Below are 21,237 nucleotides of genomic sequence, written 5' to 3'. Positions count from 1 at the left end.
CTCCGTCATGGGGCCACTGCCCGCCCGTCCTTAGGATGCACTCCATGTCACTGCCGCATGCGATCCTCACCGCCCTGCTCGAAAAGCCGTCGTCGGGGCTGGAGCTGACCCGCAGGTTCGACCGGTCGATCGGCTACTTCTCGTCCGCCTCGCATCAGCAGATCTACCGCGAGCTGGGAAAGCTGGAGCGGGCCGGGCAGATCCGGGCGCTGCCGTCGGAGCAGCCCGCCCGTGGGCAGAAGAAGGAGTACGAGGTGCTGCCCGCGGGCCGGGAGGCGCTGTCCGCATGGGTGGACCGCTCCGAGGACCCCAAGCAGGTCCGGGATCCGCTGCTGCTGAGGATGCGGGCGGCGGCGGTCGTCGGAGCGCCCGGGCTGGACGCCGAACTACGGCGTCATCTGGGGCTGCACCGCCGACAGCTGGCGGAGTATCTGGAGATCGAGGAGCGGGACTTCCCTCCCGAGCGGAACTCCGCGGAGGACCGGCTGCGGCACCTGGTGCTGCGCGGCGGCATCGATCTGGAGAACTTCTGGATCGGCTGGCTGACGCGGGCATTGGCGCACGACGAGGAGCCGGGCCCGTCGGGCGGCTGAGCGCGGCACGGCGGCCGCGCGACGCGCTCCCGACGGAGCGGACGGCGCCGCGGGCGCCGCGTCACGGGCCGCCCGCCGGGGCCCGGACCCGTTCCGGTCGCAGCGTCGGCCGGTCCGACGGCCCCCGGCTCCCGATCACGACCCGGGACGGTGATCCGGCCCCGTGCCCGGGCTCGGCGCGGGCCGCGGCCCGTTCGGCGACGGCCTGGGTCCCGGCCTGCGCGCGGCTGAGCAGAATCACGCCCCGTACCGCCGCGGCCGTGCCCAGCAGTGCCAGGACCAGGCTGACCGCGCCGCCCTGGAACCGTTCGCCGAGCAGGGCCAGACCTATGGCCGCCGCGGCCACCGGGTTGGCGAGGGTGACGACGGCCAGCGGCGCGCCCAGGCCGCCCCGGTAGGCGGTCTGGGAGAGCAGGAGCCCGCTCATCGCGAACGCGGAGACCAGGAGCGCGACGACCACCACGCGCCAGCTGAGCAACGGGCCGGTGTGGTCGGTGACGGAGACGGTCAGGGTCTGGGTGAGTGCGGAGGCGACTCCGGAGGTGATGCCGGACGCCGCCGCGTGCCGCAGGCCGGGGCGTGCCCCCGGGCGGCTGAGTCCGGCGACGACGGCCATGGTCCCGGCTCCGACGGCCAGCGACTCGGGGAGGCTGAGCGTCTCGTGCGGGGCGGCGCCGCCCGCGGTCGTCAGCAGGGCGCCGAGACCCAGCAGGGTGAGGATCGTGCCGCGCCATTCGATCGGGGTGACCCGGCGTCCGGCGGCCCTGGCTCCCAGCGGGACAGCGGCGACCAGGGTGAGGGCGCCGAGTGGTTGGACGAGCGTGAGCGGACCGTATTTGAGGGCCGCGACGTGCAGCAGCGCACCACCCGCGTTCAGACCGACCGACCCCCACCAGGCGCCGCGCCCGAGGAGCTTCAGGACCCCCGCGCCAGGCTCGGTGCGCCCGGCGAGCCGGGACTGAGCCACCGCGGCCGAGGCGTATGCGGCGGCGGAGACGAGCGACAGCGCGACGGCGATCGCCGTGGCGTTCAACGCCGGGCCCCGGACGAGGCGTACGAGGGCGCGGGGTGGGTCTGCGGTGCGGCGTCGGCGGTCGAGGCGGCGGGCCGCGGCACGGCCGTCGGCGCGGGCGCACCTGCCGGGGGGTGCCACGGAAGGTGTGCTCGCACGGGCTCCGTGCGCCGGAGCGGCAGGGCCGCGAACGCCAGGGCGAGGAGCGCGGAGACCACGATCGAGTCGAGCCAGTAGTGGTTGGCCGTGCCGACTATCACCAGCAGCGTGACAAGCGGATGGAGCAGCCACAGCCAGCGCCACCGGGTGCGGGTGGCAACGATCATCCCCACGGCGACCATCACCGCCCAGCCGAAGTGCAGCGAGGGCATCGCGGCGAACTGGTTCGCCATCGAGTCGGTCGCCGGCGTCGCTCCGTACACCGTCGGCCCGTACACCTGGCCGGTGTCGACGAGTCCGGCGGCGGCCAGCAGCCGCGGCGGGGCGAGCGGGAACAGCAGATGGAGGGCGAGCGCGGCGCCGGTGAGCGCGGCGAGAATGCGGCGCGACCAGACGTAGTGGCGCGGACGGCGCCAGTAGAGCCACCCGAGGAAGAGCAGCGTGGCCGGGAAGTGCACGGTCGCGTAGTAGGTGTTCGCGAGGTGGATCAGCGTCTCGTCGTGCAGCAGCAGACGCTGCACCGCGCCCTCGCCCGGCAGGTGCACGGACCGTTCGAAGTCCCAGACGTTCCCGGCGTTGCGGTACGCCTCCTCCACGTGACCGTTCGCGGCCTGCCGGCCGAGCTTGTAGATCACGAAGAGTCCCACGACGAGAAGCAGCTCGCGGACGAGGGGCGGTCGGGCAGAACTGTCCGGCTCCCGATCTGCGGGCTCGCTACCGGCGTACCTCATCCGGCGCCCCTTTGCTGACGAAACGGTGTTGCGGCGGCATGGTCCGGCCCACGCCATATCGATACGCCAGTGTACCGATACGCGAACGTATCGGTACCCACGCGTTTCGGTACACTGGCGTATCGATGGACCTCGTCGCAGAATCGCTGAGAGGGAGAGCACATGCCGTCGCCGGAAGCCGCGCAGGAACAGGCCCCCACGCCACGCCGCTCGAAGATCACGCCGGAGCGGGCGCAGGAGCTCTACGCGGCCGTGCTCGACATCCTGAGAGAGTCCGGCTACGAGGCCCTCACCATGGAGGGCGTCGCCTCGCGGACGCGTTGCGGCAAGTCCACGCTCTACCGGCAATGGGGCTCCAAGCCCGAACTGGTCGTGGCGGCGCTGCACGGCACCCGGCGGGTGCTGCTGCCGCACATCGACACCGGCACACTGGCGGGAGATCTGTGCGAGGTCGCGCGGGCCATCGGCACGGCCTCGGGACGTGACACCCCGCTGATGCACGCGCTCAGCCATGCCGCGCTGCAGAGCCCCGAACTGCTGTGCGCGCTGCGCGAGGCGCTGATCGTGCCGGAGATCGCGGCGATCGAAGCGATGGTCCGGCGCGGCGCGGAGCGCGGCGAGATCCCGGCGGACTCCCCCGCGGCGGAATTCGTCTCCGTACAGCTGCTGGGCGTGATGCGCGCCCGGCCCCTGCTGGAGGGGAAGCTCGCGGACGAGGCGTATCTCTCCCGCTTCGTGGAGAACGCCGTGCTCCCCGCACTCGGACTTGACGCACCCGCGCCGTAGTCCCCGAAGACGCGGGTCGCCGTCCGAGCGGATGACGACGACCCGCCCCGCGCCGCACCGTGGGGACGGGGGCGGCGTACCACCCGGGCGGCCGGCGACTCCTTCGGGAGCCACCGGCCGTCCGCGTCCGTCCTGTCGGCCAATCCGTCGTGGCGGCCGAACAGTGGCGGTCGATCGGTGACGGTCGATCGCAGGCGGTCAATCGGTGGCCGTCAATCACCAAACAAACGGTTGGTAGTTTCGCTAGACTGACCGAACTGATCGGCTTGCCCCTACGGCTGCGGCAGAGGCGGACCATGGACATCGGCAATCCCCTCGACTTCACGGGGCGGGCGGTGATCGTCACCGGTGGCACCAAGGGCATCGGCGCCGCGATCGCCGGGGCCTTCCTCGCCGCCGGTGCGGAGGTACTGGTGTGCGGCCGCAACGAACCGTCCGAACCCCCGGCGAGCGGTGCCCGGCGGGCGCACTTCCGGGCGGCCGATGTGCGCGACCCCGCAGCCGCCGCCGCGCTGGTCGACGCGGCGGTGGAACGGTTCGGGCGGCTCGATGTGCTCGTCAACAACGCGGGCGGCTCCCCCGACGGCGACGCGGCCACCGTGTCGCCGCGGTTCGTCGAGAAGATCGTCGCGCTCAATCTGCTGGCCCCGTTCTACGTGGCACAGGCCGCCAACCGGGTCATGCGGGCCCAGAGCGAGGGCGGCTCGGTCATCAACATCGGCAGCGTCTCCGCGCACACCCCGCAGCCCGGCACGGCCGCCTACACGGCGGCGAAGGCCGGACTGCTGGGACTGACCCGGGCACTGGCCCTGGAGTGGGCGCCGAAGGTGCGCGTCAACCACATCACGACCGGCCTGATCCGCACCGAGAGCGCGGCACCGGTGTACGGGCAGGACGGCGGCGCCGCGGTGGCCGGGGTGATTCCGATGCGGCGGATGGCCGTACCGGACGACGTGGCGCGCGCCTGCCTGTATCTGGCGGGCGGCCTGGCCGGGTACATCAACGGCGCCGATCTGGCCGTGCACGGCGGGGGCGAGGTGCCGGCCAGATTCCTCGCCGCACAGGGCGAGTAGGCAAGCAGGACCGGCAGCGGCCGGCGGCCGCGGCCGGGCGCGACGCACGGCGGCAGCGACGGGCCACCGCACTCCGCCCCACATGGGCGACGGAGTGCCGACGCCGCACGGCCATCGCGCGCGGCACGCGAGCGGGTGGCACTCGTCCGGCGGGCACGCCGGAGGCGGACAAGCACACGGGCGATCATTCTCGTCCCCTTGACGATATCGATCGACTCCCCTTATCGTCTTCATGACGAGAATAAGGGGGCCCCGACATGGCCGACATCACCAGGCGCTTCGGCTGGCGCCATCTGCGCTCCGCGCCGACTGCCCACATCCGCCACCACAAGCGCGGCCGACTCGCCCACGACGGACCGGGGCTCAGCTTCTGGTACCGGTCGCTGACTGCCGCGCTCTCCGAAGTGCCGGTCAACGACCGCGAGTTGGCGATGGCCTTCCATGCCCGTACGTCCGATTTCCAGGACGTCACCGTGCAGGCCACCGTGACGTACCGCATCAGCGACCCGGCCGAGGCCGCCGCCCGCCTGGACTTCTCCGTGGACCCGGACACCGGGGCCTGGCGAGGCGCACCGCTGGAGCAGATCGCCACCCTGCTCACCGAGACCGCCCAGCAGCACTCGCTGGACGCACTCGCCCGGACGACGCTGGCCGAGGCCCTGGTCGACGGTGTCGCGTCGGTGCGCGACCGGGTCGCGACGGGGCTCGCCGCCGAACCCCGGCTGCCCGCCACCGGCATCGACGTGGTCGCGGTGCGGGTCGTCGCCATCCGCCCCGAGGCCGAGGTGGAGCGCGCCCTGCGCACCCCCGCCCGCGAGCAGATCCAGCAGGAGGCCGACCGGGCCACCTACGAGCGCCGCGCCGTGGCCGTGGAGCGGGAACGCGCCATCGCCGAGAACGAGCTCGCCAGCCAGATCGAACTGGCCCGCCGCGAGGAGCAGCTGGTCGAACAGCGCGGCACCAACACCCGCCGCGAAGCCGAGGAGAACGCGGCGGCCGACGGGGTGCGCGCCGAGGCCGAGGCGGCCCGCAAGGTGCGGCTGGCCCGCGCCGAGGCCGAAGCCGCACGTGAGGTCGGCGCCGCACGCGCGGAGTCCCAGGCGGCCTGGCTGCGGGTGCACGGCGAGGTGGACGCCGCGACCCTGCACGCCCTGGCAGCGACCGCACTGGCCGAGAACGTGCCGCACATCGACAGCCTCACCGTCTCCCCCGACGTCCTCACCGGCCTGCTCAGCAAGCTCGGCAGGACCGCCCCGGAGTCCCCGGCATGAGCCTCGCCCCACGTGCGGTCCTGGTCCACCGCACCACGGAGTACGAGGAGTTGCTGGCCCGGCACGGCACGCACGGCCAGGCCGCGTTCTTCCTCTCCAGCCGCGGCCGGTCCATCGACGAGGTGGCCCGGCGGCACCGGCACACCGAGCAGGCGCTCGCCGATGTGGCGGCGGCCGTGCCGCTCCAGTGGCGCCGGTCGCGAGTGGAGCGCGCCGATCTCGACCGTTTCCTGTTCGCGCCCGAGGACGTGGTGGTCGTCGTCGGACAGGACGGGCTGGTCGCCAACGCCGCCAAGTACCTGTCCGGCCAGCCCGTCGTCGGCATCGACACCGACCCCGGACGCAATCCGGGCGTGCTCGTACGCCACCGGCCCTCCGACGCGGCCGCCCTGCTCCGGGCGGCCGCGTCCCCCGGCGGCGCGGCCGACGAACTCACCATGGTCGAGGCCGTCGCCGACGACACCCAGCGCCTCCTCGCCCTCAACGAGATCTATCTCGGCCCGTCCGGCCACCAGACCGCCCGCTACCGGCTCGGCCCCGACGCACCCGATGACGCACCCGCCGAGCCGCAGGCCTCCTCCGGCGTCCTGGTCGGCACGGGCGCCGGCGCCACGGGCTGGCTCCGCTCCCTGTGGCAGGAACGCCGCAGCACCCTGCGGCTCCCGGCCCCCACCGACCGCCGGCTGCTCTGGTTCGTCCGCGAGGCCTGGCCGTCGCCCGTGACCGGCACTTCGCTGGTCGCGGGCGAACTGGGGCGCGGGCAGGGGCTGAGGCTCACCGTCGAGTCCGACCGGCTGGTGGCCTTCGGCGACGGAATGGAGGCGGACGCACTGGAACTGACATGGGGTCAGACGGTACGGCTCGGCATCTCGCCGACCTCGCTGCGCCTGACCGTCTGACGGCCCGGCCCCCGAAGGCCGGGCATGCCGGTGAACAGGACGGCCGCGGTCGGGCCGCCTGCGGGCGCGATGCACCGCGGGCGGGGCGGAAGGCGAGGGGGCCGTGACGTCCGCCGCGGGCGGTGCGCACGGCGGCCACGGCAGCGACGACGGCCGGCCGCCGGGCGAGGAATCGACCGTACGTAGGCTTGCCTCCACGCACACCGGACTGCCGAGGCCCCACGCCCGTAGCGCCCACGCCCATCCGCGAGGAGCACCATGGACACCACCCCCACCGACACCCTGTCCCGCAACACCCGTCCGCCGCTGGCGCAGGCGGCGCTCGGAGTGGGCGTCGTCGTGCAGGACGCCCAGGGGCGCGTACTGCTGGGCAGGCATCACAGCGGAACCTGGGAGCTTCCCGGTGGCAAGGTCGACCCGACCCATGAGTCGATCGCCGAGGCGGCCGTCCGTGAGCTCCGCGAGGAGACGGGCCTGGAGGTCGACGTGGCCGATGTGACGGTTTTCGCCATGCTTCATGACGTGATCGCGGGCATCAACCGGGTGTCGATGGGTGCCGTGGTGACCCTGGGATCGGGGAGCCCGCGGGTGACCGAGCCCCATCTGATCAGCAGTTGGCAGTGGACCTCGCCCGACGCGCTGCCGGGGCCGCTGTTCGGCCCCTCGGCACAGGTACTCGCGGCCTGGCGCCCGGACCTCTCGATCGAGCACCCTCCGGCGCACCTGCTGAGCGTCTCGGCCGGCAGGGCCCACGCGTGACCCGTGGCTGAGCGAGCCGACAATCACCAGCCGGGCGGACGGCCACTAGCCGGGCGGACGGCCGCCTCGGCGGGCGACGGCGAGGATGGCCATGTCGTCCTGGTGGCCGTCGCAGGTCCAGCGGGCGACATCCGCGGTCACCGCCCGGACCAGATCGCCGGGGTCCATGAAGCGGCCGGTGAGCGTGGTGGACGCGCAGGGGTCGTAGAACGTGCCCGTTCGATCACGTGCCTCGGTGACGCCGTCGGTGATCATGAGCAGCAGCGCACCGGCCGGCAGCCGGAAGACATCGGTGAGCGCGTCGCCGTCCGGTGTCGCGACCGTCCCGAGCCCCATGCCCAGGGGCAGCTGCGGGCGGGTGGCGTCGAGCCGTTCGATCACTCCGTCGTGGATCAGGTACGGGCCCGGGTGACCGCGGTTGACCAGGCGCAGCAGCTTGCCGTCGCCGGGCACTTCGGCCAGCACGGCCGTGGTGAAGTCCTCGTCGGACGCCGCGTTCCCGCTGCGGCTCGCCTCCCGGGTCAGCGCGTCGTCCAGGCGCCGAGCCAGTTCGGCCAGCGTGGGGCGTTCTCGGCCTCTTGGCGGAACGCGCCGATCGCCACCGAGACGGACGCGACCGCCTGGACCCCCTTGCCCTTCACATCCCCGATGATCATGCGCACGCCGTAGGGGGTCTCCTGCACCGCGAAGAGGTCGCCGCCGATTCTGGCCTCGACCTGCGCGGCGGTGTATCCGGCGGCGACGGCCAGCGGCCCGGCCCGTGGCGGCGGGGGCGGGAGGACCGCCAGTTGCACCGCCTCCGCGATGCCTCGCGCCCGGGCCAGATCCCTCCCTTGACGGCGCAGCAGCAGATTGACCCCGAGCGCCAGTATCCCGATGAGGCCGATGACGGCGAGGTCGACGACGGTCGCCGAAGCGGAACGCCCCCGGAAGAAGTCCAGCGCCAACGAGACCGCGCAGGCGACGCTCGCGACGAGGACGCAGGCCCGGTACGGCAGCATCGCCCCGGCGATCAGCGGCGCCGCGGCCAGCAGGGGCAGGCCCGTGTACGGCTGGGGTGCGAGAAGGTTCAGCAGTACGCCCGACGCCAGGACCGGCACGACGAGCAGCCAGCCCGCCCATGCCGCTGTGCGCCGATTCTCCATCACCCGCACTCCCTGTCGCTCCCCCGCCGGGCTCCCCGACTTGAACGTATCACCCAAAATATCCGCATATGCATGGCTATCGGTTCGTCCACCCCCGATCACCGGTCCGGTGGCGAGTCCGGCGGCCGGGATCGGATCCCCCGGTCGTCCGGCCGACCGCCGGGCGTCGTTCCCGGCCCCTGTCCGGGCTACGCGTCGGGCGAACAATTCCACCTCTCGGCTGCTTTCGCCCCACAGTCGTGACCATGCTGAATCACGTAGCCGTACTGTCCGACATCCACGGGGTCCTTCCGGCCCTGGACGCCGTGCTCGCCGAACCGGACGTGAGCACCGCGGATCGCATCGTGCTCACCGGAGACATCACCGCCGGCCCGCAGCCGAATCAGGTTCTCGACCGGCTGACCGGCCTCGGCGACCGCGTCGCATGGATCAGCGGCAACGCCGATCGTGAACTCCTCGAATACCGACGTGGCCTGCGCGACTCGATCCCCGATCCGATCGCCCCCTGGGCCGCCGAGCAGCTGCGCGAGGATCACCTCGACCTTCTCGCCTCGTTGCCGCGCTCGCTCACCCTGTCCGTGCGCGGACTGGGAAAGGTGCTGTTCTGCCATGCGACGCCCCGGGACGACGAAGAGGTCGTCCTGGTCGACTCCCGCCTCGACCGCTGGAAGGAGGTCTTCGGCGGGCTCGGCTCCGACGTCCGCACCGTGGTCTGCGGCCACACCCACATGCCGTTCGTCCGCCTCGCCCACGGCCGGCTGGTGGTCAACCCCGGCAGCGTCGGCATGCCCTACGGGCGGCCCGGAGCCCACTGGGCCGTCCTCGGCCCCGGTGTCGAACTGCGCACCACGGACTTCGACACCGCGGCGGCCGCGAAGCTGATCGGCCGCGACTCCGCCTACCCCGGCATCGCCGAGTGGGCCGACTACTTCCTGCACGCCCGCGCGACGGACGAGGACGCCCTCGATGCCTTCGCTCCGCGGGACGGCCGCGACAGCGCGCCGTGACGCGCACACCTCTTCGGGAAGCGGCCCGGCCCCGGCGGCGTCGGTGACACCGCCCGGACGCCGGCATCCGTCCTGCCGGCACCCTGCCGTCAGGTATCAGGGGCGCTGAACCGCTGTGCGGCCTCGTGGAATTGGTCTGTATCGTCACTTCTCCGAAAGTCCAGCACCATGGGGGGGAGTTGCGATGAGCCCTGGCTCCTTGCTCGGACAGGCGGCCGCCGCGGACATGAGGGACATCCCTGCCGGGGAGATCGTCCTGCGGGACGAGGGCACGCGGACCAACTGGAAGGTCGAGGTCGGGGCCTTCCGGCTGGCGCCGTATCCCGTGACCCGTGAGCTGTACCGCGCCGTGCTGGGCGAGGCACCCGTGTCACCGGCGGGGCCGCGGACACCGGTGACGGAGGTCTCCTGGGAGGACGCCGTTCGATTCTGCAACCTGCTCTCGCGGGCGGCGGGACTCGAACCCTGCTACTCGACCGGCGGCGGTCCCGACGGGCAGGACGTGGTCTGCGACTGGACGGCCGACGGCTACCGCCTCCCGTCCGAGGCGGAGTGGGAGTACGCCTGCCGGGCCGGGACCTCCGGCGACCGCTACGGAGAGCTGGACGAGATCGCCTGGCACCGCGGGAACTCCGGCGGCACGGTGCACGACGTCGCGACCAGGGCGCCGAACGCGTGGGGCCTCTTCGACACGATCGGCAACGTGTGGGAGTGGTGCTGGGACGTCTACGATCCCCGGGTCTACGGCCCGTACCGCGTGTTCCGTGGTGGAGGTGGATACGACCGTCCCCGAGGCTGCCGGGCCTCGTGCCGCCGAAAGAGCCACCCGACGTTCCGCATCGACGATCTCGGCTTCCGGCTCGCCCGGTCGCGGTGAGCGGGGCGGCATGGCGCCGCCGGTGCGTACGCCGTGCGCTATCGGTCCGAGGCGGCCGCGGTGAATGTGACCGGCAGGCGTTCGGGGCCACGCAACCCGCCCGGCCGCCACCGCAGTTCCCCGGGCGGCACGGCCAGCGCGAGGCGGGGCAGGCGGCGCAGGGCGGTGGCGATGGCGATCCGGCCCTCCAGCCGGGCCAGCGGCGCACCCAGGCAGTAGTGGATGCCGTGCCCGAAGGCGAGGTGGGCGTTGTCCCGCCGGGTGATGTCGAGACGGTCGGGATCGGGGAAGTGCTCCGGATCACGGTCGGCGATGGCGGAGGCCACCAGCACGGTCGCCCCGCGCGGGATGTCCACCCCGGCGATCGTGACGTCCTCGCGCGCGAACCGGGCGATGCCGGGGTTCACCGGTCCGTCGTAACGCAGGAACTCCTCGATCGCGCCCGGCAGCAGCGCCGGATCGTCGCGCAGTATCCGCAGCTGGCCGGGGTGGGCGAGGAGCGCGGCAATGCCGCTGCCGATCAGGTTGACCGTGGTGATGTATCCGGCGACGAGCAGCAGGAAGGCCATGGAGATCAGTTCGTCCTCGTCCAGCCGCCGCTCCTCGTCCCGGGCGACGATCAGCGCACTGAGCAGGTCGTCCCCGGGGTGCGCCCGCTTGGCCTCCAGGAGTCCGGCCAGGTATGCGCTCATCTGCTGCCACGCCCCGTCCAGCCGGGCCCGGTCCGGCAGCTCGGTCCCCTGGAGAATCAGGTCGTCGGCCCACCGCTGGAAGTCGTGCCGGTCGGTCACGGCCACCCCGAGCAGTTCGCTGATCACGGTGACCGGGAGCGGCAGCGCGAAGCTCTCCACCAGGTCGGCACGGCCGGCCGGCACGATCTCGTCGAGCAGTCGGTCGGCGATCTCCTGGATCCGCGGCTCCAGCCCCGCCACGTGGTGCGCGGTGAACGCCTGGGAGACCAGGCGGCGCAGGCGGGTGTGGTCCGGCGGGTTCGCGCGCAGCATGGTGTGCAGCATGGACCCGCGGTCGGTGGCGGGCAGCCGCTCAAGGAGCCGGGGGTCCGACGCGTCGCGGGCGTCGCTGCTCAGCTGCGGGTGGGACAGTGCCGAGAGGCCGTCCTCGTACCGCGTGACCACCCAGGCTTCGATGCCTCCGGCGAGGACCGCACGCCGTACCGGGCCGTCCTCGCGCAGTTGCCGGTAGAGCGGAAAGGGATCCGCCACGAAGGCCGGGTCGGCGTAGGGCAGGAGCACCGGCTGCTGGCTCATCATGCCTCCCGTGGGGCATCGCGCCTCGTCGCGCATACATGACCGATTTCGACTGATACATCCAGCGTAAGGGGCCCGATGCGCAGTCGAAGGGAAGGACGGCCCGAGCCCCGCGCGGTGCGACCTGTACGGCGGGTCGCCGGTCGCGGCCGCCCACCGGAAGGCACCCCCGAGTCGGGGCGGCGACAACGAGCGGGCGAACAGACGGACCGGCCGGGGCGGGAGCCCGGCAGCATCCGCTCCACCGGTCCGGCACTCGGCGCGCACAACGCCGAGGTGTACCGGGGTCTGCTCGGCCTGAGCACCGACGATCTTGCCGCGCTCGGCGCGGACGGAGTCGTCTGACATGGCGGACACCACCGCGACAGCCGCCGGGCTCGGCGCCAGACTCGACCGGCTGCCGCTCAGCCGGTTCCACCGCAGACTTGTCCTCGCCCTGGCCGGAATGATCCTGTTCGAATGGGTCGAGACCTACGCCTTCGCGTTCGTCGCGCCCGCCCTGCGCGCCGAGTGGGGGCTGTCCATCTCGGGCGTCGCCCTCATCGCGGGCATCGGTCAGCTCGGTGCCTTCGCCGGAGGCGTACTCGGTGGCTATCTCGCCGACCGGCTCGGCCGACGCCGCACCATGCTCGGCTTCGTCGGCGTCTACTGTGCCGCAACCTTCCTCTGCGTGGTCGTCCAGGCTCCCTGGCAGCTGATGCTGACCCGCTGCGCCGCTCACGTCGGCGCACAGGGCATGGCGGTCGTCGCCATCGTCGTCCTCACCGAGTTCGTCCCGGCAACCGCGCGCGGACGGTTGCAGACCTACAAGGTCGCGGTGGGCTCGCTCGGCATCCCGATCGCCGCCTGGGCGGGCTACTTCCTCGTCCCACAGTGGAGCTGGGGCTGGCGGCTGGTGTTCGGCCTCGGCCTGTTGGGGGTGGTCTTCGCCTGGCTGATCCGCCGCTGGGTTCCGGAGAGCCCGCGCTGGCTCGTCGCCCGCGGAAAGCCGGAGCAGGCCGAAGAGGTGGTGCGGTCGATCGAGCGGCAGTGCGGAGTGCGGCCGGACGGGGAACAGGCCGCGAGGCCGTCGGCACCCCCCGCACGGGCCGTGACGTCACCCGCGCCGACGGCGACCGACGCGCCCTGCCGTCCCCGCCTCGCCGAACTGCTGCGCGTCCCGAACCGGCGCAGGTTTCTCACCGTGTCGGTGATGTGGGTGGCCGGCCTGCTCGCCTACTCCGCCTTCAACACCTGGACCCCCACCCTCCTCTCGGAGAACGGACTCGAACTCTCCGACACCCTCCTGCTCTCCGCCGTCCTGGCCACCGCGGCACCGCTCGGTGCGCTCCTCGCCCTGCCGCTCATCGACCGCTGGGACCGGCGTGCGACCCAGCTGGTCCTCGGCACGCTGACCGCCGCGACGCTGCTGCTGTTCGGTCTCGTCCGGGATACCGCGGCCGTCCTCGTCCTGGGCTGCGGGGTCAGCCTCCTCTTCCAGATGGCCGTGCCCTTCCTCCAGGTGTACTCGGCCGAGATCTTCCCCACCCGCGTCCGCGCACTCGGCTCCGGCACCGCCAACGCCCTGTCCCGGATCTTCAACTTCGCCGCCCCGATGCTGGTGGCCGCGCTCTTCACCGGACTCGGCTACACCGCCGTCTTCGCCTTCCTGGCCGCCCTGAGCATCGTCGGCGGCGTTGTAGCCGTCGCCTTCGGCCCCCGCACCACGGGCGTGAGCCTGGATGCCGGCGAATCCTCCGAACGCCCCCTCACCGCAAGGGAATCAACTCACTCATGACCGAGCTCGCCTTCACCCCCGCGACCGAACTCGTCACTCGCATGCGGCAACGCGAGCTGTCGGCCGAGGAGCTCATGCGTTACACCCTCGACCGGATCAGTACACATGACCGCGCCCTCAACTCCGTCGTCGCACTGGACACCGAGCGGGCGCTCGCCGAGGCCGCCGCCATGTCCGCGCGGATCGCCCGGGGCGAGGACCCCGGGCCGCTCGCCGGGCTTCCCGTCCTCGTCAAGGACAACGAGGACGCGCAGGGCTTCCCCACCACCCGCGGCACCCGGGCCTACCGCGACAACCCTCCCGCGGCCCACGACGGCATCCATGTGGCCCGACTGCGGGCCGCGGGAGCGCTCGTGATCGGGAAGACCAACATGCCGCCCCTCGGAGCGGGCGTCCACACGGCGAACGACGCCTTCGGCATCACCCGCAGCCCCTGGAACCCCGAGCGGTCGCCGGGCGGTTCCAGTGGTGGCGCGGCCGCCGCCGTCGCCGCCGGTCTCGTCGCCCTCGGCACCGCGGGGGACGGCGGTGGTTCCACCCGCATCCCCGCCGCGCTGTGCGGAGTTGTCGGCCTCAAGCCGAGCCGGGGCCGCATCCCGCAGGGACCCTCCGCCACGACGTGCTGGCCGCAGCACGCCGGCCTCAGCGGCATGGCACGCACCGTCCGGGACACTGCGCTCCACCTCGACGTGGCCGCCGGCCACCACCCCGCCGACCCCAACTCACTGCCCGCTCCCGGCATTTCGTACCGGGAATGCCTCGAACAGCCGCTGCCCCGGCTGCGGGTGGGCGTGCTTCGCACGCTGGGCGTGGCCGCACCGCGACCCGAGGTGCTGCGGGCCGTCGAGAGGACGGCGGACGTGCTGCGGGAACACGGCCACGAGGTGGCGGACGAAGAATCGGCACTGCCCGGGGCGGAAGAGTTCCCCGCCCCGTTCCTGCTGCGCCAGAAGGTCCTCGCTTACCACCGGGTCGTCAGCGTCCTTGACGAGTTCACCGCCCGGCGCGCGGACTTCGAACCGTGGATCGCCGACCTGCTCGACGACGGAAGCTCGGTCTCGCCGACCGATTTCGCCCGCTATTGGCAGCACCGAGGACGTCTGGACCGGTGGGCGGCCGAGCTGTTCGGGCGATACGACCTGCTGCTGCTTCCGACGGTGCCGACCACTGCATGGCCGGCGGAGGGTCCGGATGTGAGGGCGGCCGTGCGCGAGCGGACCGTGCCGATCTCCTTCACCTCCGTCTTCAATGACACCGGTCATCCGGCGATCAGTGTCCCGGCGGGGCTGGGCCCGGACGAACTTCCCTGCGCGGTACAGCTCGTCGCCCCGCATCACCGGGACGATCTTGTGCTCGGCTCCGCGCTCGCGGTCGAGGCCGCCCACGGACCGGTACATCCGCCGGCCTTCACCCTCGGCAACTGACGAACCGGTCCATCACTCCACCCCTCCGACGGGGGAAGCAGGAAGCGGAACGGCCGAGAGGCCGTGTCGGATGTCTCCGATACGGCCTCTGACCTGCGACTCATACGAGTCGGGACGACAGGATTTGAACCTGCGACCCCTTGACCCCCAGGAGTGCGAGCCAGGGGAGTTTTCCGGATAGATCACATATTTCACGGATGTAGATCGTGCATGGCGAGGCACGCTGTGCGGCACCGGGCATACCCTGTGGTCCCCAACTGGTCCCCAAGCCCGGACCCGGTCGCCCCTGGAGGTCGGTACTGGTCGAGCGACCAGTACCCGGCGCGGACGCCGGCGGACTTCATCTTCGAGATGAAGTCCTTCACCGGCCGCATGACGAAGGGGCGCCGGAACAAGGTCGGGGAATCGCCAGCAAGGGCAGCTCAACTGAACCCCGCGCGCTGACCTCACACAGGCCGGCAACAGGAGCATCCGGACGGGTCCCCACCGCCAGCCCCATGCCCCATGCGTCCGGGCCTCCATCGACGGCGACCGTGGCGATGCCGAAGGCAGCGCGAGCGACGCCGACAGCGGACAGTCGCCGACGAGAGCGCTCAGACTGGCCGACCACAGCGCTCAGCCACACTCCCGGCCCCACCCGGGAGGCGCTCAGCCCACGACCCGCTGCACCATGACTCAAACCAGTTCGGGCTGCGGTTCGCGTCGCGGTTCCGGCAGATACGCCGACGCGGCCTTCCGGTCCCACAGCTTGGTGGTCCGTACGTAGCCGTAGACCACTGAGGCCATCGCCAGAATGAGCAGCGGCCCGAACACCCACGGATGTCCGGCCATCTCCACCGGCAGATAGCGATACGACGCCAAGAGCCCAGCGAAGACCGCGGCGCCGTAGACGACCAGCTGGATTCCCGACCGGTCCCAGCCGCGGTCGAGCGAGCGCAGCGCCGTCTCGATCGTGAGCGTGAACACCACACCGGCGACGATGTCCGCGCCATAGTGGTAGCCGAAGCCCAGCGTTGCACCGAGCGTGGCGATCAGCCAGAACGCGCCTGCGAATCGCAGAGCCCGCGGGCCCTTGCGGGAATGAATGAAGATCGCGGTAGCCCACGCCGTGTGCAGACTGGGCATGCAATTGCGCGGGGTGATCTCGTCGAAGACCATCGGGTGCGGGGTACTGACCGGCGGCGGCGTGTCCGGCCACAGGTCCGCCACCGCCCAGTGCCCCCCGTCCGCGCCGTAGGCGAAGATCGGTCCGACCACCGGGAAGATCATGTAGATGCCCGGCCCGAGCAGGCCGATGACCAGAAAGGTACGCACCAGATGATGGCCCGGGAAGCGGCGCTCGACCGCCACGTTGCGCAGCTGGTACAGCGCGACGACGACCGCCGCCACCGCGAGCTGAATGTAGACCCAGTCGAGAACGTGGGCGCCGACCGTGCCGGTAGCCGCGACAATCCGGCCTGCCAGCCACGACGGGTTGCCCAACGCCTGATCGGCGGCTGCCACGTACTGGTCGAGCACCACCGGGCGGGTCTTCGACGTGATCAGCAGCCAGGTGTAGCCGGTCTTGCGGCCGGCCACCAGCAGCAGGGCCAGTCCGACGCCTTTCAGCAGCAGGACACGGTCCCGGTCGGTGCGGCGCGTGACAGCGATGACGGCACAGGCCAAAGTCACCCACAACGCGCCGTTGCCGAACATCATCTCGGCGCCGACCGCCCACCGCACCAGCCAGAAGACGACGTCGATGCCGATCGCGGCGCCGACCGCAATAAACCGCTGCCGCCAGGTGAGCACCACCATCATCAACGCCATACTGACGTACAACACCGTCCCCGATTTGGGGGCGAATATCACCTCTCGCGCCTGGTCGGTGATCGGCCCCGGCTCGCCGTACCGACGCGCGGCGACCTCCAGTGCAATGAGGAATCCGAGGGCCGCCACACTCACCGCGACCCACAGCACGACGCGTGGTTGACGCCATGCAGCGAACCTAGTTCTGCCGTCTATTCGCGAAAACATTCGCGGTACCGTAGATATCAATTTTCAGCTGCTTTGTCATATTTCAATGCGATCGTTGCGAGCTCGAACATGCTAGCGGAACGGGTGGGTTTGGCTGATCACAGGTGCGCCGAATACAGCGATCAGTTCCCTTTTTCCCGCGGCCACGGCGGACATGAAACGCCGCGCACCCCGCGCGGCCCCGGATTGGGGCGGCTCGGTGGACGGGAGGGCGGGTGTCGGGGCGAGCTCGACGGCGACAGTGGGCGGTCGAGGGCGGCGCGAGCGACGCCGACAGCGGATAGTCGCCGACGAGACACAGCATGCCCGGCTCCGCGTCGACACCGGCCTCGAGATCTACTTCGCGGACCCGCACAGCCTGTGGCAACGCGGCACGAAGGAGAATACGAATGGGTTGCTGCGGCAGTACTTTCCGAAGGGCACGGACCTGTCCCGATGGCAGACAGACGACCTCGCAGCCGTTGCACTCGCCCTCAACATCCGCCCCCGCAAAACCCTCGGATGGAAGACACCCGCTGAAGCCCTAGACGAACACCTACTCTTGACTCAAGAAGCCGGTGTTGCGACAACCGATTGAGTCCGGGCTCGCTTCCGCGGTCCGAGTGTGTGTTGCATCCGGGCTGGAGCGCGCCCCGGCCGTGGGCGTCGCGCTTGCCCACGACATGGCCAACCTGCCCTGCGTACGGCGGCGCGCCCGCCCCGTGCCCAGCGTGCCGCCGGGGGTGATGGTTGATGTGTGGGCGCAGCTCGACCCGACGGAACAGCAGCGGCGCCGGGCCTGGCTGACCCGTCACAGCCGGACCCCACTGCACCTGCGGGGAGTCCCGGAGGAAGTGATCGAGCTGGCGGGCCTGCACGTCACCGAATGGGCGCTTCCGCCGGACGTGCCATCGATTTCGCTGGTTGTCCAGCAACGGTCCTGGCCAAGGAGAGCCGACTGATCGGGAGAGGTGGTAGATATGGCGTGACGCGTCCTTGTCCAAGCCTCGGGCTGCTTTAATCCCTGACTTTGAGGAAACGCATCCGGGTCGCCCCGTTGCTGTCGGTACCGCCGGCCTCGGCGTCGGTGATCCTACCGCCGGTGAGGACGAACATCAGGTGCAGGCGGACCGTCCGGGGGCCGGACGTGGCGGTGTACTCGGTCATGATGTGTGTGGTTCCGCCCTGATGCTCCTGCCCTGCCGCGTTGATCGCCGCGATCTGGGTGAAGCTCGTCAGGAGGGTGTCTGTCGTCTCGTCCCTGAGCCAGCCGATGATGTAGCCGCTGCCGCCGGTGGCGGTACCGAGCGCGTACCGTACATCGCTGTCGATGTGGTACACCCCGGCCTCCGGGAGCACGATGTCGGACTCGGGGATCGGCACATCGGTACCGGTCTCGGCCAGGAGGTTGGCATGCTGCCGCTCGGCGTTGAGGAACGCGCTCACCGGCGTGAGGCGGGCGCCGATCCTCCACCTTTCGGGGCAGCCGGGCATCTCGGCGATGTCGATGTCCACCGACCGTTCGAGGCTGCTGTTGCCGCCCGGCGCGATGCCCATCAGGTCGACCCGCGGCACGAGTAGCCCGCCGGCCGTGTTCCGCGCGGCGTTGCACGGGGACGGGTCCAGAGCGGGCGTGTCGGGCGCGTACAGACACCCGTCGCTGCCCCGGGTGATGGCGTTGCCCAGGTCGGTGGAGATGCACGGGGGCCGGGCGGTGGAGCATCCTTCCTGGCAGGAGGCGACCGGGATAACCGGCGGGACCGGGGTGTAGGGGGTCGAGCCGTCGAGGGTGTCGGTCGTGCATGTGATCACGCCGTCGCAGTTGCGGCAGGTTGTACGGAGGAACGGCCTGCCGCAGCCCGGGACGGATGCCTGGACGGTGAGGACGAAGCTGTCGACGGTCCACTGCTTGGGACCGACTTGGCAGGTGTCGTCGTTGCCTGTTTCGAGGTTGAGCTCGACGACGATCCTTCCCGCGAGGACGTCCGCGAAGGACACGGTGGTCGGTGGGATGACGCCGTTGTCGTCACCACCCGCCGGCAGATTGGGTGGGCCCAGGAGATCGGTGCGGATCGGGGTCGTGCCGTTCCACAGGGCGAAGCGACCGTAGAGCTGGCAGGCCGCGTTCGGGCCGTCGTTGTGGACATGGACCGAGGCACTGATCGTGAGGCTGGTGGGGTTGCCGCACAGTGATGCGGGGTCGATGTGCACGACACCGGCGAGCCAGGTGTGCTGGCCGTTGTGTGTGCCGTTGTCAGCCGGGAACGTGCCCGTACCTCCGTTCAGGATGGTCTGAGCGACGACAGGGTCCAGTGCGGCATGGGTGTTGGCGATGGTGTAGTAGGGCGTCGGGTCGGTGCTGTCGGCGGTCGCTGCGACCCGGTACGGTGCGGAATCGCACAGTGGGGTCGTCTCGCAGTGCTGGCACGGCTTGGAGCCGGGACAGAGGACGCCGACGGGGAGACAGGCCGCTCCGGTGGGCTGACAGCCGCCGATGACGATCGGGGACTGCCTGCAGCCGCATCCACTCATGGTTCAACTCCTGGTGTGAGGTGGGGTGGGGTGGTGACAGCGGCGGTGTGCGCCATGCCTCTTCGGCGCCGTTGCGCCCGGGGTGGTGGTGTGCTGGCTCGCCGGCCGCAGCGAACGAAGTCGCGCTGGCGCAGGCCCGTTGAGGGATACCGGCGGCCCCGGAGCCGGTCGCAACCGGGCAGAGGAAGACGGCCGTCTACCGGACCGCTCACCGGGCCGTGGCTGATATGACGTCGGTCGTCAACCAGCTACGTGTTCCCTCAGCTGGTCACGCCCTTGAGTTGGGAAACAGAAGCGGCCATGTCGACGCCTCTTCGAGAGTCTGCTGCTGGGCGAACCGCGTGGGGCGCTCGGACATGGGCAATCTCAAGCTCAGTCACTTACCGTCTTCGTTACAAGACTGAATGTACTATTCCAGCATCTGTCTGGCATTACTCCGTTAGGGTGGCTGATTTCACCGTCGGGCGGCAGAGCGCTCGCATCCTTCCGCCGGACAGACCCGGGGGTGCCGGTTGAGTCGGCACGGAGCGCCGTGCCGGTGTTGCCACCGGTCCGTTTCTCCGTGCCGCTCGCCGAACCCCGCGTACCCGTCTCTCCGCGGACTCTGACGTTCAGGCGTGGTTGAGGCATGCCCAGGGGTTGGAGATCGTGTTGCCTCTGTGGCGGTAGCGGGTGACCGTCACCGCTTGGGGGTCGAACAGTTCGATCCTGTCTGCCGAGGGCCTTTACCACCGTCCGTTGTGGTCGGTGAGGGCGTCGGCGGACGTCCTTCCACTTCCAGCGGTGCAGTTACATCACCAGCTGATCACCCGGTGCCACGTGAAGCTGGCCAGGGAGCTCAGGGGGGCTTTGCAGACCGCGTGTTCGAAGTAGTTGGCCCAGCCGCGCATGATCTGATTGAGCCTGATCAGCACGTCCCTGGGGTTCTGCTGCGACGTTCTGTTCGTCAGGGCGCGGATCTTGTCCTTCAGCTGCCGGATGGGCCGGTCAGCGATGAAGAGACGTGCCACTTGTCCGTTCCTCGCTTGCGGCGCCACTGGATGCGGAACCCCAAGAAGTCGAACCCTTCCGACATGTGCACCACCTGCGTCTTTGCCTCCGAGAGACGAAAGCCAAGCGGTTGCAGCACGTCGGCGATGTCCTCGCGCAGCGCTTCGGCGTTGTCGCGTTCACCGTCGGTCAGGACGACGAAGTCGTCCGCGTAGCGGACGACTCGACAGTTCGGACGTCCAGTGGCACGGCGGCGCCAGCGCAGGTGGCTGGTTGCCATCTCCCCGTTCGGCTCCCATGGCCGGATCAGACGCTCGTCAAGTGCTGACAAGGCGATGTTCGCCAGAAGCGGGGAGAGGATGCCGACCTGCGGAGTGCCAGTGATGGTGTCCTCGCGGCTGTTGTCCTCGGTGAGGACGCCGGCCTCGCATTTGCGTACCCGACAGCTTCACCAGATACCTTCGCGGTGATCACTAGGCTGCGTTCGGTGCAGCGCGCCCGGTGGATGCGCTCCGCCCACTCGCCCGCCAAACCACCGCGCACCCGGGCCTGCAACATGGCCAGCGCCGGCACATCGTCCCCGGTCGCCTCCGTCACCACCGCGGACGCCGGAGCCTGCCGCCCAGCCGGGTGCGGCAGGTAGGCGGCGAACCGCAAATCCATCCTTGTCACGCCGTTCCCTTGCCCGTCAGGCGTGCCTTCGGCTCACCACGCTATTGCCGCTGACGTGCGTCTCGCTACCTGGCCAACGATGCGAGACGAGCCACTTAACTTGCCTGCTCTGGGACTTGACCTCCCAGGTCAGCGCGATGCTCGCGCGCAGGTTGTTCATCTACAAGCCCTAAGCTTGGCGTTTAATCGCGGCAAGATCATTGCTTGTTAGGGTTCGCCGTTTGCCTGACAACGGGCACGGCCGCCCGTGATTCTTCGGAGTGTCGA

The 21,237-nt window shown here is 70.8% G+C and carries 21 protein-coding genes and 1 pseudogene; 13 read left to right on the top strand and 9 right to left on the bottom strand.

All coding sequences use genetic code 11. The annotated features are described in order from the left end of the window. The first annotated feature begins 44 nt into the window (after nt 1–44). Nucleotides 45–593 (top strand): PadR family transcriptional regulator, encoded by a 549-nt coding sequence (locus tag ACIOMQ_RS31045; protein ID WP_402191264.1) that lies wholly within the window; start codon nt 45–47, stop codon nt 591–593. Between the two features lie 61 nt (nt 594–654). On the opposite strand, the gene ACIOMQ_RS31040 is transcribed toward ACIOMQ_RS31045, so the two are convergent. Both ACIOMQ_RS31040 and ACIOMQ_RS31035 read right to left on the bottom strand, forming a co-directional pair. After that, on the bottom strand, nt 655–1,626 hold the full coding sequence (locus ACIOMQ_RS31040) for a hypothetical protein (RefSeq protein WP_402191262.1): 972 nt from the start codon (nt 1,624–1,626) through the stop codon (nt 655–657). Beyond that, nucleotides 1,623–2,495: a phosphatase PAP2 family protein gene (locus ACIOMQ_RS31035; RefSeq protein WP_401988122.1), complete on the bottom strand. Its 873-nt coding sequence runs from the start codon at nt 2,493–2,495 to the stop codon at nt 1,623–1,625. Before ACIOMQ_RS31035 ends, ACIOMQ_RS31040 begins: the two co-directional genes overlap by 4 nt. 162 nt (nt 2,496–2,657) lie before the next feature. On the opposite strand from ACIOMQ_RS31035, the gene ACIOMQ_RS31030 reads away from it, so the two are divergent. From ACIOMQ_RS31030 to ACIOMQ_RS31010, 5 genes are all read left to right on the top strand, one after another. Beyond that, entirely contained in the window at nt 2,658–3,281 is a 624-nt protein-coding gene (locus ACIOMQ_RS31030) for a TetR/AcrR family transcriptional regulator (protein WP_362212093.1), read from the top strand. Between the two features lie 296 nt (nt 3,282–3,577). Continuing rightward, nucleotides 3,578–4,354 carry an SDR family oxidoreductase gene (locus ACIOMQ_RS31025; protein WP_401988120.1) on the top strand — a complete coding sequence of 259 codons (777 nt, stop codon included), beginning with the start codon at nt 3,578–3,580 and terminating at the stop codon, nt 4,352–4,354. Nucleotides 4,355–4,611: 257 nt separating this feature from the next. Further along, nucleotides 4,612–5,625: an SPFH domain-containing protein gene (locus ACIOMQ_RS31020; RefSeq protein ID WP_362212097.1), complete on the top strand. Its 1,014-nt coding sequence runs from the start codon at nt 4,612–4,614 to the stop codon at nt 5,623–5,625. Then, nucleotides 5,622–6,524, top strand: a complete 903-nt coding sequence (locus ACIOMQ_RS31015; RefSeq protein ID WP_401267732.1) for a hypothetical protein — start codon at nt 5,622–5,624, stop codon at nt 6,522–6,524. Before ACIOMQ_RS31020 ends, ACIOMQ_RS31015 begins: the two co-directional genes overlap by 4 nt. 258 nt (nt 6,525–6,782) lie before the next feature. Further along, on the top strand, nt 6,783–7,283 hold the full coding sequence (locus tag ACIOMQ_RS31010; RefSeq protein WP_401267729.1) for an NUDIX hydrolase: 501 nt from the start codon (nt 6,783–6,785) through the stop codon (nt 7,281–7,283). 45 nt (nt 7,284–7,328) lie between these two features. On the opposite strand, the gene ACIOMQ_RS31005 is transcribed toward ACIOMQ_RS31010, so the two are convergent. Both ACIOMQ_RS31005 and ACIOMQ_RS31000 read right to left on the bottom strand, forming a co-directional pair. After that, nucleotides 7,329–7,808: a PP2C family protein-serine/threonine phosphatase gene (locus ACIOMQ_RS31005; RefSeq protein WP_402191360.1), complete on the bottom strand. Its 480-nt coding sequence runs from the start codon at nt 7,806–7,808 to the stop codon at nt 7,329–7,331. Further along, nucleotides 7,805–8,428, bottom strand: coding sequence for a hypothetical protein (locus tag ACIOMQ_RS31000; protein ID WP_402191376.1), 624 nt, complete (start codon nt 8,426–8,428; stop codon nt 7,805–7,807). Before ACIOMQ_RS31000 ends, ACIOMQ_RS31005 begins: the two co-directional genes overlap by 4 nt. A gap of 245 nt (nt 8,429–8,673) precedes the next feature. Here ACIOMQ_RS31000 and ACIOMQ_RS30995 point away from each other — a divergent pair, with 245 nt between their 5' ends. Both ACIOMQ_RS30995 and ACIOMQ_RS30990 read left to right on the top strand, forming a co-directional pair. Continuing rightward, nucleotides 8,674–9,435: a metallophosphoesterase family protein gene (locus ACIOMQ_RS30995; protein WP_402191260.1), complete on the top strand. Its 762-nt coding sequence runs from the start codon at nt 8,674–8,676 to the stop codon at nt 9,433–9,435. Nucleotides 9,436–9,619: 184 nt separating this feature from the next. Beyond that, on the top strand, nt 9,620–10,312 hold the full coding sequence (locus ACIOMQ_RS30990) for an SUMF1/EgtB/PvdO family nonheme iron enzyme (RefSeq protein WP_362212112.1): 693 nt from the start codon (nt 9,620–9,622) through the stop codon (nt 10,310–10,312). A gap of 38 nt (nt 10,313–10,350) precedes the next feature. Here the strand turns inward: ACIOMQ_RS30990 and ACIOMQ_RS30985 are convergent, their stop codons facing one another. Further along, nucleotides 10,351–11,580 carry a cytochrome P450 gene (locus ACIOMQ_RS30985; RefSeq protein ID WP_402191258.1) on the bottom strand — a complete coding sequence of 410 codons (1,230 nt, stop codon included), beginning with the start codon at nt 11,578–11,580 and terminating at the stop codon, nt 10,351–10,353. Nucleotides 11,581–11,697: 117 nt separating this feature from the next. On the opposite strand from ACIOMQ_RS30985, the gene ACIOMQ_RS30980 reads away from it, so the two are divergent. The 3 genes from ACIOMQ_RS30980 to ACIOMQ_RS30970 are packed head-to-tail and all read left to right on the top strand — an operon-like array spanning nt 11,698 to nt 14,781. Next, nucleotides 11,698–11,925, top strand: coding sequence for a hypothetical protein (locus ACIOMQ_RS30980; protein WP_402191255.1), 228 nt, complete (start codon nt 11,698–11,700; stop codon nt 11,923–11,925). Between the two features lies 1 nt (nt 11,926). Then, nucleotides 11,927–13,357, top strand: coding sequence for an MFS transporter (locus ACIOMQ_RS30975; protein ID WP_401988114.1), 1,431 nt, complete (start codon nt 11,927–11,929; stop codon nt 13,355–13,357). Continuing rightward, a complete protein-coding gene (locus tag ACIOMQ_RS30970) occupies nt 13,354–14,781 on the top strand; it encodes an amidase (protein ID WP_402191253.1) in 1,428 nt (475 codons plus the stop codon). Before ACIOMQ_RS30975 ends, ACIOMQ_RS30970 begins: the two co-directional genes overlap by 4 nt. A gap of 675 nt (nt 14,782–15,456) precedes the next feature. Here the strand turns inward: ACIOMQ_RS30970 and ACIOMQ_RS30965 are convergent. Continuing rightward, nucleotides 15,457–16,797: a phosphatase PAP2 family protein gene (locus ACIOMQ_RS30965; protein ID WP_401939688.1), complete on the bottom strand. Its 1,341-nt coding sequence runs from the start codon at nt 16,795–16,797 to the stop codon at nt 15,457–15,459. A gap of 334 nt (nt 16,798–17,131) precedes the next feature. On the opposite strand from ACIOMQ_RS30965, the pseudogene ACIOMQ_RS30960 reads away from it, so the two are divergent. Both ACIOMQ_RS30960 and ACIOMQ_RS30955 read left to right on the top strand, forming a co-directional pair. Further along, a pseudogene (locus tag ACIOMQ_RS30960) lies at nt 17,132–17,374 on the top strand (transposase); the annotation flags it as partial. 25 nt (nt 17,375–17,399) lie between these two features. Continuing rightward, nucleotides 17,400–17,738 carry a hypothetical protein gene (locus tag ACIOMQ_RS30955; RefSeq protein WP_402191251.1) on the top strand — a complete coding sequence of 113 codons (339 nt, stop codon included), beginning with the start codon at nt 17,400–17,402 and terminating at the stop codon, nt 17,736–17,738. 55 nt (nt 17,739–17,793) lie between these two features. Here the strand turns inward: ACIOMQ_RS30955 and ACIOMQ_RS30950 are convergent, their stop codons facing one another. The 3 genes from ACIOMQ_RS30950 to ACIOMQ_RS30940 all read right to left on the bottom strand — a co-directional run bounded on the left by ACIOMQ_RS30950 (nt 17,794) and on the right by ACIOMQ_RS30940 (nt 20,629). Continuing rightward, nucleotides 17,794–19,308, bottom strand: coding sequence for a hypothetical protein (locus tag ACIOMQ_RS30950; RefSeq protein ID WP_402191249.1), 1,515 nt, complete (start codon nt 19,306–19,308; stop codon nt 17,794–17,796). Nucleotides 19,309–20,102: 794 nt separating this feature from the next. Then, the gene (locus tag ACIOMQ_RS30945; RefSeq protein ID WP_401267704.1) at nt 20,103–20,318 is read right to left on the bottom strand and encodes a group II intron maturase-specific domain-containing protein; all 216 of its coding nucleotides are present in this window, start codon (nt 20,316–20,318) and stop codon (nt 20,103–20,105) included. Continuing rightward, the gene (locus ACIOMQ_RS30940; RefSeq protein ID WP_402191246.1) at nt 20,276–20,629 is read right to left on the bottom strand and encodes a reverse transcriptase domain-containing protein; all 354 of its coding nucleotides are present in this window, start codon (nt 20,627–20,629) and stop codon (nt 20,276–20,278) included. The genes ACIOMQ_RS30945 and ACIOMQ_RS30940 overlap by 43 nt, the downstream gene beginning before the upstream one ends. Nucleotides 20,630–21,237: the final 608 nt, after the last annotated feature.

Origin of the sequence: Streptomyces sp. NPDC087845 (assembly GCF_044742755.1) — a bacterium.
GTDB lineage: Bacteria > Actinomycetota > Actinomycetes > Streptomycetales > Streptomycetaceae > Streptomyces.
This window is presented reverse-complemented; position numbering and strand designations above follow the sequence as displayed.